This window comes from Pseudomonas sp. MDT1-16, from assembly GCF_054898115.1.
Genome location: NZ_CM142717.1, coordinates 3,145,129 through 3,159,414 on the forward strand (window position 1 = coordinate 3,145,129; position 14,286 = coordinate 3,159,414).

14 protein-coding genes and 2 pseudogenes are annotated in these 14,286 nt (G+C 58.5%); 5 read left to right on the forward strand and 11 right to left on the reverse strand.

Going from position 1 to position 14,286, the window contains the following annotated elements:
* Nucleotides 1–86: 86 nt before the first annotated feature.
* Entirely contained in the window at nucleotides 87–1,184 is a 1,098-nt protein-coding gene (gene rimI / locus ACYZT3_RS14325; RefSeq protein WP_282379352.1) for a ribosomal protein S18-alanine N-acetyltransferase, read from the reverse strand.
* Nucleotides 1,185–1,276: 92 nt separating this feature from the next.
* Here rimI and ACYZT3_RS14330 point away from each other — a divergent pair, with 92 nt between their 5' ends.
* Together ACYZT3_RS14330 and ACYZT3_RS14335 are read left to right on the forward strand one after the other, a co-directional pair.
* Nucleotides 1,277–2,851: a RimK family protein gene (locus tag ACYZT3_RS14330; RefSeq protein WP_462030137.1), complete on the forward strand. Its 1,575-nt coding sequence runs from the start codon at nucleotides 1,277–1,279 to the stop codon at nucleotides 2,849–2,851.
* 7 nt (nucleotides 2,852–2,858) lie between these two features.
* Nucleotides 2,859–3,782, forward strand: coding sequence for a magnesium transporter CorA family protein (locus ACYZT3_RS14335; RefSeq protein WP_462030138.1), 924 nt, complete (start codon nucleotides 2,859–2,861; stop codon nucleotides 3,780–3,782).
* Here the strand turns inward: ACYZT3_RS14335 and ACYZT3_RS14340 are convergent.
* Nucleotides 3,763–4,095: a DUF2834 domain-containing protein gene (locus ACYZT3_RS14340; protein ID WP_282379349.1), complete on the reverse strand. Its 333-nt coding sequence runs from the start codon at nucleotides 4,093–4,095 to the stop codon at nucleotides 3,763–3,765. The two genes, ACYZT3_RS14335 and ACYZT3_RS14340, sit on opposite strands and share 20 nt — an antisense overlap.
* A 248-nt stretch (nucleotides 4,096–4,343) precedes the next feature.
* On the opposite strand from ACYZT3_RS14340, the pseudogene ilvA reads away from it, so the two are divergent.
* A pseudogene (gene ilvA / locus ACYZT3_RS14345) lies at nucleotides 4,344–5,339 on the forward strand (threonine ammonia-lyase, biosynthetic); the annotation flags it as partial.
* Between the two features lie 24 nt (nucleotides 5,340–5,363).
* On the opposite strand, the gene ACYZT3_RS14350 reads toward ilvA, so the two are convergent.
* Together ACYZT3_RS14350 and ACYZT3_RS14355 are read right to left on the reverse strand one after the other, a co-directional pair.
* Nucleotides 5,364–5,669 (reverse strand): NIPSNAP family protein, encoded by a 306-nt coding sequence (locus tag ACYZT3_RS14350; RefSeq protein ID WP_282379347.1) that lies wholly within the window; start codon nucleotides 5,667–5,669, stop codon nucleotides 5,364–5,366.
* 31 nt (nucleotides 5,670–5,700) lie between these two features.
* Nucleotides 5,701–5,883 (reverse strand): annotated as a pseudogene (locus tag ACYZT3_RS14355) (ecotin family protein); the annotation flags it as partial.
* Nucleotides 5,884–6,233: 350 nt separating this feature from the next.
* Between ACYZT3_RS14355 and ACYZT3_RS14360 the strand changes: the two are divergent.
* Nucleotides 6,234–6,503 carry a DUF1652 domain-containing protein gene (locus tag ACYZT3_RS14360; RefSeq protein ID WP_282379346.1) on the forward strand — a complete coding sequence of 90 codons (270 nt, stop codon included), beginning with the start codon at nucleotides 6,234–6,236 and terminating at the stop codon, nucleotides 6,501–6,503.
* On the opposite strand, the gene ACYZT3_RS14365 is transcribed toward ACYZT3_RS14360, so the two are convergent.
* Entirely contained in the window at nucleotides 6,500–6,895 is a 396-nt protein-coding gene (locus ACYZT3_RS14365) for a hypothetical protein (protein WP_282379345.1), read from the reverse strand. The two genes, ACYZT3_RS14360 and ACYZT3_RS14365, sit on opposite strands and share 4 nt — an antisense overlap.
* A gap of 91 nt (nucleotides 6,896–6,986) precedes the next feature.
* Entirely contained in the window at nucleotides 6,987–7,253 is a 267-nt protein-coding gene (locus ACYZT3_RS14370) for a DUF2790 domain-containing protein (protein ID WP_282379344.1), read from the reverse strand.
* A 508-nt stretch (nucleotides 7,254–7,761) separates the two neighbouring features.
* Between ACYZT3_RS14370 and ACYZT3_RS14375 the strand changes: the two genes are divergently transcribed.
* A complete protein-coding gene (locus ACYZT3_RS14375; protein WP_282379343.1) occupies nucleotides 7,762–8,058 on the forward strand; it encodes a hypothetical protein in 297 nt (98 codons plus the stop codon).
* 65 nt (nucleotides 8,059–8,123) lie between these two features.
* Here the strand turns inward: ACYZT3_RS14375 and ACYZT3_RS14380 are convergent, their stop codons facing one another.
* The 5 genes from ACYZT3_RS14380 to ACYZT3_RS14400 form a co-directional block, all read right to left on the reverse strand.
* Nucleotides 8,124–9,062 (reverse strand): carbohydrate kinase family protein, encoded by a 939-nt coding sequence (locus ACYZT3_RS14380; protein ID WP_282379342.1) that lies wholly within the window; start codon nucleotides 9,060–9,062, stop codon nucleotides 8,124–8,126.
* Nucleotides 9,063–9,075: 13 nt separating this feature from the next.
* A complete protein-coding gene (gene xylB, locus ACYZT3_RS14385; protein ID WP_462030139.1) occupies nucleotides 9,076–10,572 on the reverse strand; it encodes a xylulokinase in 1,497 nt (498 codons plus the stop codon).
* 123 nt (nucleotides 10,573–10,695) lie between these two features.
* The gene (locus ACYZT3_RS14390) at nucleotides 10,696–12,171 is read right to left on the reverse strand and encodes a mannitol dehydrogenase family protein (protein WP_462030140.1); all 1,476 of its coding nucleotides are present in this window, start codon (nucleotides 12,169–12,171) and stop codon (nucleotides 10,696–10,698) included.
* 30 nt (nucleotides 12,172–12,201) lie between these two features.
* Entirely contained in the window at nucleotides 12,202–13,305 is a 1,104-nt protein-coding gene (locus ACYZT3_RS14395) for an ABC transporter ATP-binding protein (RefSeq protein ID WP_462030141.1), read from the reverse strand.
* Nucleotides 13,306–13,450: 145 nt separating this feature from the next.
* Nucleotides 13,451–14,281 carry a carbohydrate ABC transporter permease gene (locus ACYZT3_RS14400; RefSeq protein WP_462030142.1) on the reverse strand — a complete coding sequence of 277 codons (831 nt, stop codon included), beginning with the start codon at nucleotides 14,279–14,281 and terminating at the stop codon, nucleotides 13,451–13,453.
* Nucleotides 14,282–14,286: the final 5 nt, after the last annotated feature.

The following is a 14,286-nucleotide window of genomic DNA, read 5'->3' on the forward strand; positions in this document are numbered from 1 at the left end:
GTACAGCTCAATACCCGCGCTGGCTGATTTACGGCCGCTTCGCAGCCGGACGCAGGCTTCGCCAGCTGCTACAGGGATTGTGAAACTCATGATCGGGCATAGAGGATGACCGCAGCCCGAAGCTTGCCCCGGCCGAAGCTGCACATCTTGTCGAACTCCCCATGACTGACCGGCAAATGCTGGCAGTCCATGGGCTGACGATGCTGGCTGTGGTCGACATCCGGGTCGTGCAGGTACACGAACTCTTCATCGCAATCGGTGACGATCACCCAATGTGGTGACTTCGAGCGGGTGAGTCTATAACAGCTGATCAGCACCAACGGCTGGCCGCCAGTGTCCAGCAGCCGGCGCAGATCCAGTGGCCCCCCAATCACCCGTTCGACGTTAGTGGCTTGCAACTGCTGCGTAAACTCCTCGTGCACCAGACGCATTACGTCTTTTTTATGCTCATCGCGCACGCCATCGAGAAACAACGGCCCGGCCATGCTCAGTTGCAGGCCCACCCGAAACCCCCGTCGTGATGCCGCCAATGCAAGGCCTTGAGGGCTGCAGCCACCGTGACCGGAGGTCATGAACACGGTGGTCGCCTCGCGCCAGATCTGCAACTCTTCGCGGCGCTCCAGCACTCGATCCTGTTGCAGTGCACCCATAGCCATCAGCAGGCAGGCCGGGCCACAGGTGAAATCGGTGGTCTGCGGGTAATAAGGCACCTTGATATTGCGTGAGTCGCGATGCTCAAGGATGCGCTTTTCCAGCCGCAGCGCGTCGGCATGGTCCTGGTAATAGTCGTGAATCAGTGCAAAGCGTCGGTAACCATTGCGCTCATACAGGGCAATCGCCGCTGGATTGTCGATGCGCACTTCCAGCCGCAGGTAGGCGCAGTCGTGCTCGAGGGCGCTGGCCTCGATGCGTTCGAGCAATCGCCTGCCCAGCCCGCTGCCGCGCGCCTCGGTCGCGATTGCAATTGAATAAAGCCGAGCCAACGAGGTGCCGCGGTGAAACAGCACGACCGCGTAACCCACCAGATGCTCGCCACGCTGGGCTACCAGCAATTGCCCGTGCGCTCGAGTGATCATCCATAAAAAACTGCGGCTGTTGAGCCGATCCGTGGTGAAGCATTGCTGTTCAAGTTCCAGCAATGCGGGCAAGTCTTCAACGACCGCCAAGCGAAAAACCAGATTCATATGACCACCGTAAAAGTTGCGTAACGAAACGCGACTTTCTAAAAAGTTCGTGCTTAATAGGAAAGGTCTTGTTCTCCAACGGATCAATCACTATGTCAGCGGTACAAGGTCATTGGCGCGAAGTATCCGAGCAAACTTTGCCGGCAGCAACGTATTTAAATGATGGAGTTAGAACTTCCAGCCAATTGATTATCATCGTCGAACGCAAGGAAGACTGGACCTCCTACTTCCCCAGTGAAGACATCGTCAGCGCCCAGGAGTACCTCGAACAAACCCGCGCCAATGAGCAGGGCAAACGGGTCCAGGTGATTAATCTGTGCCGCAGCTACAAGTACCTGGGGCACGGTTACTACTGTTCGCTGCTGGCCGAAGCCCGTGGGCACAAGGTGATTCCGTCGGTGCGTACCATCAGCGAACTGACTCGAAAATCCTTGTACGGCCTGGCCCTGGATGATCTGGATAAAACCCTGGAAAAAGCCCTCAGTCATCATCTTTACAGTGATACCGAAGGCTTTACCCTGACACTGTACTTTGGCAAAACTAATATCGAGCCGTTGCAGGATCTGGCGCGACAGTTGTTCGAAGTCTTTCCGTGTCCGATATTGTTAGTTGAGTTTCGTCGAACGAATGGTTGGCACATCGAAGGCATAAAGTCCGGTGCCTTACATAAGTTGCGCGAAGATCAGGAAGACCAGTTCGCCAACTCACTCGACAGTTTCAGCCGCAAGATCTGGCGCGTGCCGCGTTCCCGGCGTTTGGCCCGTTATGACTTGGCAATCCTCCACGATCCCCAGGAAGCGTTGCCGCCGTCGAATGCCAAGGCGCTGGACAACTTCGTCAGGGTTGGCAAGACGTTGGGCATCGACGTCGAGCTGATTGAGCGCAAGGACTACGCGCGTATCGCCGAATACGACGGGCTGCTGATCCGCGAGACGACAAGCGTCGACAACCATACCTACCGCTTTGCCAAGAAAGCCGAGAGCGAAGGGCTGGTGGTGATGGACGACCCGGCGTCGATTCTGCGTTGCACCAACAAGGTGTACCTGACCGATCTGCTCAAGAGCCATCAACTGGGCATGCCCGCCACCGAGATTCTCTACAAAGAGCGACCGGAAGACTTTGAGCGGGTGGGCGAGCGCCTCGGTTTCCCGTTGGTACTGAAGATTCCCGACGGCTGTTTTTCTCGGGGTGTGATCAAGGTCGAAAGCCAGCAAGCCTTGCTCGAAGCCACGGCCGAACTGTTTGAACATTCCGTGCTGTTGCTGGCCCAGGAGTTCTTCTACACCGAATACGACTGGCGCATCGGCGTACTCAACCGAAAACCGATCTTTGCCTGCCAGTACTTTATGTCCAAGGGCCATTGGCAGATCTACAACCACAAGGCCAAGGGCCAGGACATCAACGGCGAATGCCGCACCCTGGCCGTTCACGAAGCCCCGCGGGCGGTGGTGGAACTGGCGGTGAAGACTGCGAACCTGATCGGCGATGGCCTCTACGGTGTCGATCTCAAGCAGTCCGGCGACAAAGTGGTGGTGATCGAGGTCAACGACAACCCGAACATGGACGCCGGCATCGAAGACGCTTACTTGCAGGACGATCTGTATTCGCTGGTGTTGGAAGAGTTCGTTCGTCGCCTGGAACTCAAGCGCCGCGGCCAGGCGTGGTGAGCGGCGGATGATCAAGAGCTTTCAACTGATTCACGGCGCCCTGAAAGCGGTCGAACGGCTGGACGCCGAAGTGATGCTGTTCAATAACCCCGATGCGGCCGAGCGGGACTTGCTGCACAGCCATTTCAAAGTCGATGAACACGCCCTGGCCTCGGCCCTGGACCCCGACGAGGTGTCACGCATCGAGTTTCACCCCGACAACCTGTTCCTGATCTGGAAACGCCCGGAAAACTATTCCGGTGACGGCAGCCTGGCCTTCGAAGTGTCGTCCTGCGGTTTGCTGTTTTCCGAGCATCGTTTGCTGGTGATCGCCACCGACGACTCGCCGCTCAGTGGCCTCGGCATGCGCCAGCCTCTGAACACGCCGCTGGATGTGTTGCTCGACCTGCTGTTCAACAACATCCATCACTATTTGGGCCACCTGAAGGTGATCAAGCTGGTTGCCCGGGAATTGCAGCAGAAGTTCAACGCGTCGATGCAGAACCAGCACCTGATCCAGATGTTCAACCTCAGCGAAAGCCTGATCTATTACATCAACGCGATTCACAGCAACGGCGCAGTCCTGACCCGGTTGCGCAATCACGCCGCAAAGGAACATTTCAGCGCCGAAGCCATTGGGCTGATCGACGACCTGATCATCGAAAACAACCAGTGCTACAAACAGGCGGAAATTTACTCCACGGTGTTCTCTGGCCTCATCGACGCCCGGGGCAACCTGATGAACAACAGCATGAACAACCTGCTGCGCAAACTGACGTTGATCAATGTGGTGTTTCTGCCGCTGAACCTGATTGCAAGTATTGGCGGCATGTCCGAGTTCAGCATGATGACGGCGGGCGTGCCGTGGTGGGTTTCATATCCGCTGTTTCTGACCGCGATGATGATTGGAGCTGGAGTGATGGTGCTCGGGCTCAGGCGGTTGGCAAAGTGACGGCCTTTCTCCGATCCTGCAAGCCACGGACGACGAGGTACAACAACGGCCCAACGGACACAAAAATCGCCGTGATCAGCCAGTAGGGCATCACCGACAACGCTGACTGCCCGCGCTTGCGTGCATCCTTGTACATCCACACGCCGGCTAATGTCGCCAGCAGGTACAAATCAATCACCACCTGCGCAGTATCAGGTCGCAACATCAGGCTGATGCCGAAATCGATTAACGACTGCTCGGCCTGGAGCATCACCGAAACGGTGTAACCCGCGAAGGCAATAAGGGCAATGAGGGGCAGGGCGACAGACTTCATGGTTTCCTTCCTTGGGACGATGAGCAGAATCGTCAGCCTACAGCGGCCGAGGAAAATTGGCCATTGACTTGCCATCAGCGCCCGGCTAATTTCCAGCCATGACTTCCACCGTATTGCGCTGCCAGCCAAGCATTATTACCGCCATTCCTTATTTGGCGGGCTAGCTCACGATTGCAGCACCCAACCCGCCCTAGAGGCGGGTTTTTACTTTCTGTCTCTTGGGCTCCGATCAAAGTCAGGAGACCACCATGAGCAGCATCCCCGCCCAGCAGGCCTTGCTTGAGCAATACGTGAAAAAGATCCTTGCCGCGCCAGTGTATGAACTTGCGGTGCGTACGCCGCTGCAAATGGCACCGGCGCTGTCCGAGGCCCTCGGCAATCAGATCTTGCTCAAGCGCGAAGACTTGCAGCCGACCTTTTCCTTCAAGATTCGCGGTGCCTACAACAAACTGGTGCAACTGAGCGATGAGCAAAAGGCTCGCGGCGTGATCACGGCTTCGGCAGGCAATCATGCCCAGGGCGTGGCGCTGGCGGCGCGTGAATTGGGGATCGCCGCAACGATTGTGATGCCATGCACGACGCCGGAGTTGAAGGTGCTCGGTGTGCGCAGTCGGGGCGCCGACGCGGTGCTGTATGGCGAGAGTTTTCAGTTTGCGCTGGAACATGCACTGAGCCTGGCGCGGCAAACCGGTCGCACCTTTGTCTCGCCCTTCGATGACCCGGACGTGATCGCCGGGCAGGGCACCGTCGCCATGGAAATCCTGCGTCAGCATCAAGGTCCGCTGGACGCGATCTTCGTCCCAGTGGGGGGTGGTGGCCTGATCGCTGGCATTGCGGCGTACGTCAAATACCTGCGACCTGAAGTCCGCATCATCGGCGTCGAGTCAGAACATTCCGCCTGTCTGTACGCCGCATTACAGGCAGGTGAGCGAGTTGTCCTGCCCAGTGTAGGAAACTTCGCCGATGGCGTGGCAGTGGCGAAGATCGGCGCTTATGGCTACGAAGTCTGCCGGTTCTGCGTCGATGAAGTGATCACAGTGAGCAACGATGAACTCTGCGCCGCCATCAAGAACATCTACGACGATACCCGCTCGATCACCGAACCTTCTGGTGCATTGGCCGTGGCCGGAATCAAAAAATATGTGGCGCAAACCGGTAGCCGAGGTCAGACCCTGGTCGCCATCGACTCGGGGGCGAACATCAATTTTGATAGTTTGCGGCATGTGGCCGAACGCGCCGCATTGAGCGGCGCCCCGGTATAAGGGATGTCAGGCCAGCAGTGGGCGCAGGAAGGTCCGCTCATAACTGACGATAAACTGTTTATCGACCAGCGAAGCCACGAGCGCGGTGCTTTCGGCGTCAGTCATCGCGATATGCCGGTAGCTTTCGTAGTCCGCCAGCGAAGGAAAACTGAACAGGCAGTAGGCGATATTGCTCGCGCCCTCCGAAGGCAGGAAGTACCCGTGGTGCGTACCGCCCAACCGCTCGACGATGCCGAGCCAGGCCTTGGCGTAGGCTTCGAATTCACTGAGTTGATACGGGTCGATCACATATTTGACGTGGCAGGTAATCAAAATAGTGCTCCTGTGGCGAGTTATTCCTGGATGCTTTCTCGACCTTGCTCGACGCCGACCCTATCGGGTAGCGGACTTCGACGTCTTTAGGCACGTAGAGCACGATCGGCAGTTTGCTGTTGTAGCGGAGCATGAACCCGTCGCCGACCACGGGCACGAAGTTCTTTTTGCTCGTGCCCTCCGGGCAGGCCAGCAGCGTGCTCATCGGGTCGATAGTTCAGCAACAATCAGCCCAACGGTAGTGATTAAGGTCAACGAACCCATCGTGCCTCCTTGCGTGTGTGTGGGGGCGGCGGATACTGAATGTCTGGCCGCATTCTTACTGCCGTCAGCTGCGAATGCAAACTCAGAGATGTGTGCAAATTGCAGGGGCACAACCGGCCTTTCTTGCAGACTGCATGAGGCCATTTAGCGGTGGTTTCGCTAAATCTTTGATTTACCGATGAGCTGCAGGGCGAAATCCTGGGCATGTTTTATGCTGTAGTTGGTCTTGAGCTGACCGGGGATTTCATTGAGTCAGTGTCGATAGTTGATTGGCAGTCTCACATTAAGGAGAGGGTCGCCATGTTTCTTTCTGCCTTGGAACTTCGCAATATCATTGAAAGCAGTTTTCTGCCGAAACGTTGTCAATGCACGCTGTCGCCGGACCTGTCGATGACCGTTAAGGTGTATTCCGATCGTGAAACCGATCACCTCGATCTAATGAAGACAGGAATAAATGCCAAACAGCTAAATGGTTGTCGAGAAATCAATGACCTGATTGCTGGACTGCGTTCTGACATGCAGCGTCAGGCCGATGCCCGGCCCCTGCATCCAGACAGGAAAGCGCTTTAACCCACGGTTTCGAGTTCTACCGACACGCGCTTGGCCTGGAAAAACGCCAGGCCCAGCGCCAGCTCGACCACCACTGCAAGCAATATGCCCGGACCGGCATGGCCATTGAGCCATTCGCCGAAGCCCAGTACTGCCAACCCCCAACAGCCGACCATGAAGCCATTGCTCAACGCATGGCGGGTAATCGAAGGCGGCTCGTTTCGAACCAGATAAAACATCACGCCCAACGCCGCGAACAGCACCGCGCTGCGCCGCGCGACTACGCCCACCGCCAACGAGTATTCGATGCTCCAGGTTGACAGCAACCCGTCTGGTATCAAACCCCAGACCAGGGCCAGCAAAAAACACAGAAAGGACGTGAAGGTCGACAAGGTACGAAACGATAACTGCATGGCGAATCCTTGCGGCAGTGGGGGTAGGCGCAGAGCATAGCGCCAGAACCCCTTAAAGGAATACCGCAACGTGTTGAATCAGACCTTTCAGTCAGTTTTGATAACTGCAAGCGTCGGAAAACTTCAGGTAGGTGATTTCTGCAGGTTTGCCCGAGGTGTCGATGTACTTCATCTCCGCCGTTATCACTTTGCACTCCAGCGTATTCGGTTCAGTCATGGCAACGACCTTACCCACGTGAAGCGGCATGCCATAGTGATAGGGCACGGCCTGGGAAGTTGAAGTGTCATTGGCCTGAGCCAGGCCGGCGAACGCGGTGCAGGCGAGGGCGGTGGTCATCAGCAAAGTGTGCATGTTCATGAAGGGTCTCCGGTGCAGGCGTAAAGTCAGCTCGGCGTGTGAGGCGCCGAACCTGCCGCACTGGGCGTCAGAAGAGTCTGAAGGCGTGCGGTCCAGTAAAGGTTTGGACCGCGGGGTTAAGCGATGGTTAACCCCGCTGAATGCCGTCTGTCGCGATGATGTTTCTGACAGAGAATTCATACAGGTAAAAAAACTGAGGGAGCTTCGGCCCGGTCCTACACGCTCGGGCGCTTTGTCGTCTTTCGCCGGCAAGCCACCAGCGTTTACTGTTTGGCGTCGCTGCAAAATCAGCGAACAGGTTTGGTCACCTGATTAACACTGCACATATATGTGCCATCATTCGCGCTGCGGACTTCTACGTCTCGTAGTGCGTTGCAATGGTGGCTGTGTGCAGGACGCTTTCGGGCGAGCCGTTTTGAGTGTTAGCGGTTGACCAAGCCTGTACACAGCCGCCTCCATCGTTTGGTCACGGCGCTGGCGATTACTAATTAATACTCGAGTAATTACTATGCCAACGCTAAATCCGTTTCCCGATCGCTATCGCTCAATCAAAAGCAGCGTTACCGACTCAAACCCAATGGTCATCGATACAGAGGCCGATCCCCAAGACATACTCGAAGCCGCTTTACAGCGCATCCGAGCCTCCAGCCAGTTACTTGAAACGCTCCATTGCCAGTGTTTCAGGAACGGTGATGTTCAAGACATTCCGCACATTACGCATGCGCTTTATCTGCTGACGCAGGATGGGTGCGATTTGCTGAAGGTTGCTCAGCAGCGGATGATGGGGTGGAAGGCGCCGGTCTGACGCTATACCTCAACGAACAAGCCAGGCTCCTGTGGAGCCGGCTTGTCTGGGAGGGGAATGATCAGTCAGATTAGCTGATGACGATACGGCAAATCCGGCCCGGTCTTGCTGCAGGTCAGCGCCGCGGCCTGCACTGCAAACTTCAGCATCCCGTCGATCTGCTCGCGGCCGAGCGATTGCACGCCCTCAACCGAGTCCAGCTGCTGCTCGGTCAGCCAGGTAATCAGCGCCGCCTGAAACGTATCGCCAGCCCCCACGGTATCGGCAATCTTCACCGAACACGCCGACACCGACCACGAACCATGGCCCTTGCTGAACACCGTCGCCCCCTCGCCACCACGGGTCAGAAACACCAACTGACAGCGATGCCGCAGCCAGCCTTCAATCACCCGTTGCGGATCCTGCTCGGGGTACAACAGGCTCAAATCCTCATCGCTGACTTTGATCAGGTCAGCCAGCTCAACCAAGGTGGCAACACGCGAACGCCACAGGTCGATATTCGGCTCAGGGTTGAGCCGTACGTTCGGATCAAGACTGATCAAACGTTTGCCGCTTTCCCGGCGTACCAGTGCCAGCAGCGTGTCAGCAATCGGCTGAACAACCAGCGAAAACGAGCCAATGTGCAGGCCGCGCACGTCAGGTCCCAGTTCCGGCAGATGCTCGGTTTTTAGCTGACGATCAGCGCAGCCTTCGCCCCGGAAGCTGTAATGAGGTGAACCATTGGCACCGACGGCAACCATCGCCAGGGTCGTAGGCGCAGCGAAATCCACCAGGTAATCCGGGCGCACACCTTCATCCTGCAACACCTGCTGCAAGCGCCGGCCGAGGTAGTCGGTGGACAGGCCGGCAAACAGCGCAGCCTCCACCCCCAAACGGCGCAAACCGACCGCCACGTTGAACGGCGAACCACCGGCAATCGCCTTGAAATTCACCTTTGAAGCCAGGCCGCTGGCGTCGTCTTCACTGAAGAAATCGAACAGCGCTTCGCCACACACCAGGTACATAGTTATTCACTCTTTAAAGGGTTGCGACATGCTGTTGATAGCGTTCGTAGGCCTGCTGACAGGCTGCCACATTGTCGGCGATCGGCAAGGTTTCGCTGGCCGGATCGAGCTTCACGCAACGCTCGCAAAGATCCGCCAGGCTGTGTTCATGCCCGTTTGCCCAGGACGTGCACCACGCCGCCTGAATCGCCGCGCCGAGGGCTGCGGCTTCGCTTTGTTCGGTGCAGATCACCGGAGTGTTCATGATGTCAGCGACGATCTGCCGCCACACCGGGCTTTTCGAGCCGCCGCCAATCAGGCAGATGCGCAGGCTTTGTAAGCCATTCTGGCGCAGCAGGTCCAGTCCATAACGCAACCCGAAGGTGGTGCCTTCCACCACAGCGCGGCACAGGTTGGCCTGGGTCAGGTTGGTCATCGTCAATCCCAGTAAGCTACCGGTGGCATGGGGCAGGGCGGGGACACGCTCGCCGTTGAGGAACGGCATCATGCACACGCCTTCGGCACCGATTGGCGCTTGCTCAACGAGGGCGTTGAACGGCGCGATATCCAGCTCGAACAACTCGCGAATCACACCGGTGGCATTGGTCAGGTTCATGGTGCAGATCAGCGGCAGCCAGCCACCACTGGAGGAGCAGAACGTTGCGACTGAAGCGTCCGGACTGACGGTCGGTTGATCAGCATAGGCGTACACCGTCCCCGAAGAACCGAGGCTCATGGTGATTGCGCCGGGTTTGATGTTGCCCGTGCCGATGGCGCCCATCATGTTGTCGCCACCGCCGCTGGAGACCAGCGCCTGCGGGTTGATGCCCAGGTGTTCAGCGATGCTGGGCAGGATCGTACCGAGCGCTTGATGGGCATCGATCAACTCTGGCAGCGCGGCTTGCAGACGCCCGGTGGAATCAATGTCGCGCAGCAGTTGCAAGTCCCACTGGCGGGTGCGTACGTTGAAATACCCGGTGCCCGAGGCGTCGCCGTACTCACTGCAACTGCGGCCGGTGAGCCAATAGTTGAGGTAGTCATGGGGCAGCAGGGTGCGCGCGATGCGAGCGAAAATCTGCGGGTGCTGTTCTTTGGTCCAGAGCAGTTTGGACACGGTGTAGCCCGGCGCGATGACCACGCCGAGGCGTTCCAGCGAACCTTTTTCGCCACCCAGATGGGCAAGCAGACGGTCGTTTTCCGGGGTGGATTCGGTGTCACACCAAAGCTTGGCCGGACGCAGCACCTGGCCTTGGTCGTCGAGCAGCACCAGCCCATGTTGCTGGCCGGAGACGCCGATGCCGAGGATGTCCTGGCCGTCGACCTTCGCCGCGAGCAATGCACGGCGCGTGGCAAGCGCGAAGGCTTCCAGCCATTGGGAAGTGTCTTGCTCGCGGCGGCCGTTGGCGCCGGTGATCAAGGTATGGGCGGCGGCACCCTGGCCCAGCACCTGACCGCTGATGGCGTCGAGGACGATGGCTTTGGTGCCTTGGGTGCCGCAGTCGATGCCGAGGAATAGTTGTTGGTTTGTCATGTGTGCCCCGCACAGATCGTTCCCACGCTCTGCGTGGGAATGCCCCAATGGACGCTCTGCGTCCGTTTCTGAATGGGACGCGGAGCGTCCCGGGCTGCATTCCCACGCAGAGCGTGGGAACGATCAAGCGGCGAGGATTTTTTCCAACGTCCGCGTCACACCCACATCCCGCAAGCTGTTACAGCACCACTCAAACGCCGCCACAAACTCGGGTGAATGAGGAATCGCCGTGCCAAAGATCTCCTCGACTTCCAGCATCCGCTGAGTGATCAACGCGTCATCCGCCACCAGCGCCTGACAAAACGCCGCGCGCGGATCAGGAATCGCGTAGGTATCGCCATTCTCGTCCACGCCCTTCAAATACAGGGCCCAAGCCGCTACCACCAAGGCCGCACGTTTGGTCTCCTGCCCATCAACAATCAATCGATTGATCGTCGGCACGGTGAACTTCGGAAACTTCGACGAACCGTCCGAACACACACGCTCCAGCTGATCGGCAATCGCCTGATTGGAGAAACGCGCCACCAGGGTGTTCTTGTACTCGGTCAGGTCAATCCCCGGCATGGGTGACAGTTGTGGGGTCACGTCCAGGTCCATGTAGGCACGCATGTAGCGCACGAACAGCGGGTCGTTCATGGTTTCGTGAACGAAGCGGTAACCCTTCAAAAAACCCAGATAAGTGAGTGCCAAGTGACTGCCGTTAAGCAGTTTGATCTTCATCTCTTCGTAAGGCGTGACGTCGTCGGTGAACTGCACGCCGACCTTTTCCCAGGCCGGACGGCCGTTGACGAACTTGTCTTCCAGCACCCATTGCACGAAGGGTTCGCAGACCACCGGCCAGGCATCGTCGAGCGCATGTTTGTCGGCCAGTTGCAGGCGATGTTCGGTGCTGGTCATCGGCGTGATGCGGTCGACCATCGCGTTCGGAAAACTGACATTGCTGGCGATCCAGTCCCGCAGATCGGCATCGCGCAGGGCGGCAAACGCAAGCAACGCTTTACGGGTGACTGCGCCGTTGTGCGGCAGGTTATCGCAGGACATCAAGGTGAACGCAGGCGTGCCGTCTGCTCGGCGTTTGGCCAACGCGGCGCAGAGAAAACCGAACACGGTTTTCGGTGCGTCCGGGTGTGCCAGGTCGTGCTGGATCTGCGGCAGCTGGGCCATGAACTCGCCGTTGCTGTCGTCGATGCAGTAGCCGCCCTCGGTGATGGTCAGCGAAACGATACGGATCTCGGGGCTGGCGAGTTTGTCGATCAGCGCTGCCGCGCCGTCTTCGGCCAGCAGCATGTCGCGAATCGCGCCGATCACCCGGACTTCGGTGTCGTCGGTATCGCCCAGCTCGAACAGGGTGAAGAGGTAATCCTGTTCTTTGAGATCGCTTTGGGCGCGGCGGTCTTCGGCGCGCAGGCCGACACCGCAGATGGCCCAGTCCAGGCCTTCGCCGGTATTCATCAACGCATCGGTGTAATACGCCTGATGCGCCCGGTGGAAACCGCCGACGCCGATGTGCGCGATGCCTTGGCGGGTGTCGCTCAGGGCGTAGGCGGGCAGGGCTACCTCAGGGTCGAGGCGGTTGAGGTTCTGTTTATTGAGTTTCATCACATGCTCTCTGAAATCAGGCCGCGACAATCAGGCGGCAACGCGCAACGGGCGGGTCAGCGCCACGCCGTCGGCATCGAATAAATGGCAGTGTTCGGCGTCCAGGTGCAGGCTCAGCGTCTCGCCATAACGGCTGGCCAGATCGCCGCGAACGCGCATGGTCAAGGCTTCGTCGGACGAGGTCACGACGTGGCAGAAGGTGTCGCTGCCCAGCCGTTCGCTGACGTCCGCCGTGACCTGCAAGGTGCAGTCGCCGGTTTGCGCGAGGTTCAGGTGTTCTGGGCGAATGCCCAGGGTGACCGCGCCACCGATGCTCAGGTTGACACCGCTCAGCGGCAACGTGATGCGGGTGCCGGCGTCCAGCAGCACTTCGCAGCTCTGGCTGTCGACGCGGGTGACGTTGCCCTTGAGGAAGCCCATTTTCGGCGTACCAAGGAACCCGGCGACAAACAGGTTGGCGGGCTGGTGATACAAATCCAGCGGCGAGCCGACTTGTTCGACTTTGCCGCCATTGAGTACGACCACCTTGTCGGCCATGGTCATGGCTTCGACCTGGTCGTGGGTCACGTAGATCATCGTGGCTTGCAGTTCCTTGTGCAGGCGCAACAGTTCCAGACGCATCTGTACCCGCAGGGCGGCGTCAAGGTTGGACAGCGGTTCGTCGAACAGGAAGATTTTCGGATTGCGCACGATGGCGCGGCCGATGGCGACTCGCTGACGTTGACCGCCCGAGAGTTGCTTCGGCTTGCGCTCCAGCATCGGCCCGAGTTCGAGGATGCGCGCCGCTTCGCCGACTTTCTTCTCAACCTCGGCTTTCGGTACGCCGGCCAGGTCGAGGGCAAACGACATGTTTTTGCGCACGCTCATGTGCGGGTACAGGGCGTAGGTCTGAAACACCATCGCCAGGTCGCGCTTGGCCGGGCTGACTTCAGTGATATCGCGCCCATCGAGCTCGATGGTGCCGCCGCTGACTTCTTCCAGGCCGGCGATCAGGCGCAGCAACGTGGATTTGCCGCAGCCCGACGGGCCTACGAACACCACGAATTCTTTGTCGTTCACCTCCAGGTCGATGCCCTTGATGATGGAAAAGCCTTCGAAGCCTTTTTGCAGATTCTTGATTGTCAGGTTGGCCATGGTGATGGGCCTCCGCTTGTTTTTATTCATTTGAGCCGGACGGGCTTTTTGTAGGAGCCAGCGGTGCGGCGATCCGACTTGCCGGCGAAGGCGTCCGGGAGATCGCCTTCGCCGGCAAGCCGTGCTCCTACAGGGGTTGGGGCGTTTATTTCACGGCGCCGAACGACAGGCCGCGGACCAATTGTTTCTGGCTGATCCAGCCGAAGATCAGGATCGGCGCGCAGGCCAGCGTCGACACCGCCGACAACTTGGCCCAGAACAGACCTTCGGGACTTGAGTAGGAGGCGATCAACGCGGTCAGTGGCGCGGCTTTCGACGAGGTCAAATTCAGCGACCAGAACGCCTCGTTCCAGCACAGGATCAGCGACAGCAGCACCGTGGACGCCAGGCCACCCTTGGCGATCGGCAACAGCACCCGGAGCATTTCCTGCCACAGCGTGGCGCCGTCGAGGCGCGCGGCTTCGAGGATGTCTTTGGGGATGTCTTTGAAGTAGGTGTAAATCATCCAGACCACGATCGGCAGGTTGATCAGCGTATAGATCACGATCAGCGCGATGCGCGTGTCGAGCAGGCCCAAACTCTTGGCCAGCAGGTAGATCGGCATCAGCACGCCCACCGGTGGCAGCATTTTGGTGGAGAGCATCCACAGCAGCGTGCCTTTGGTACGCTGGGTTTCGTAGAACGCCATCGAGTACGCCGCCGGCACCGCGATCAGCAGGCACAGGGCCGTGGCGCTGAAGGAAATCACCACCGAGTTCCAGGCGAAGCTGAAGTAATCGCTGCGCTCGTTGATGTGCAGGTAATTCTCCAGCGTCGGGGTGAAGATGAACTGCGGTGGCGTGGCGAACGCGTCGATTTCGGTTTTGAAACTGGTCATCACCATCCAGAAGATCGGAAAGAAGATCAGGATCGCGATGGCCCAGGCCAGGGTGCCGAGCAGCAGGCTTTGCAGACGGCGGGATTGTTGAAGGGTCATGGCGC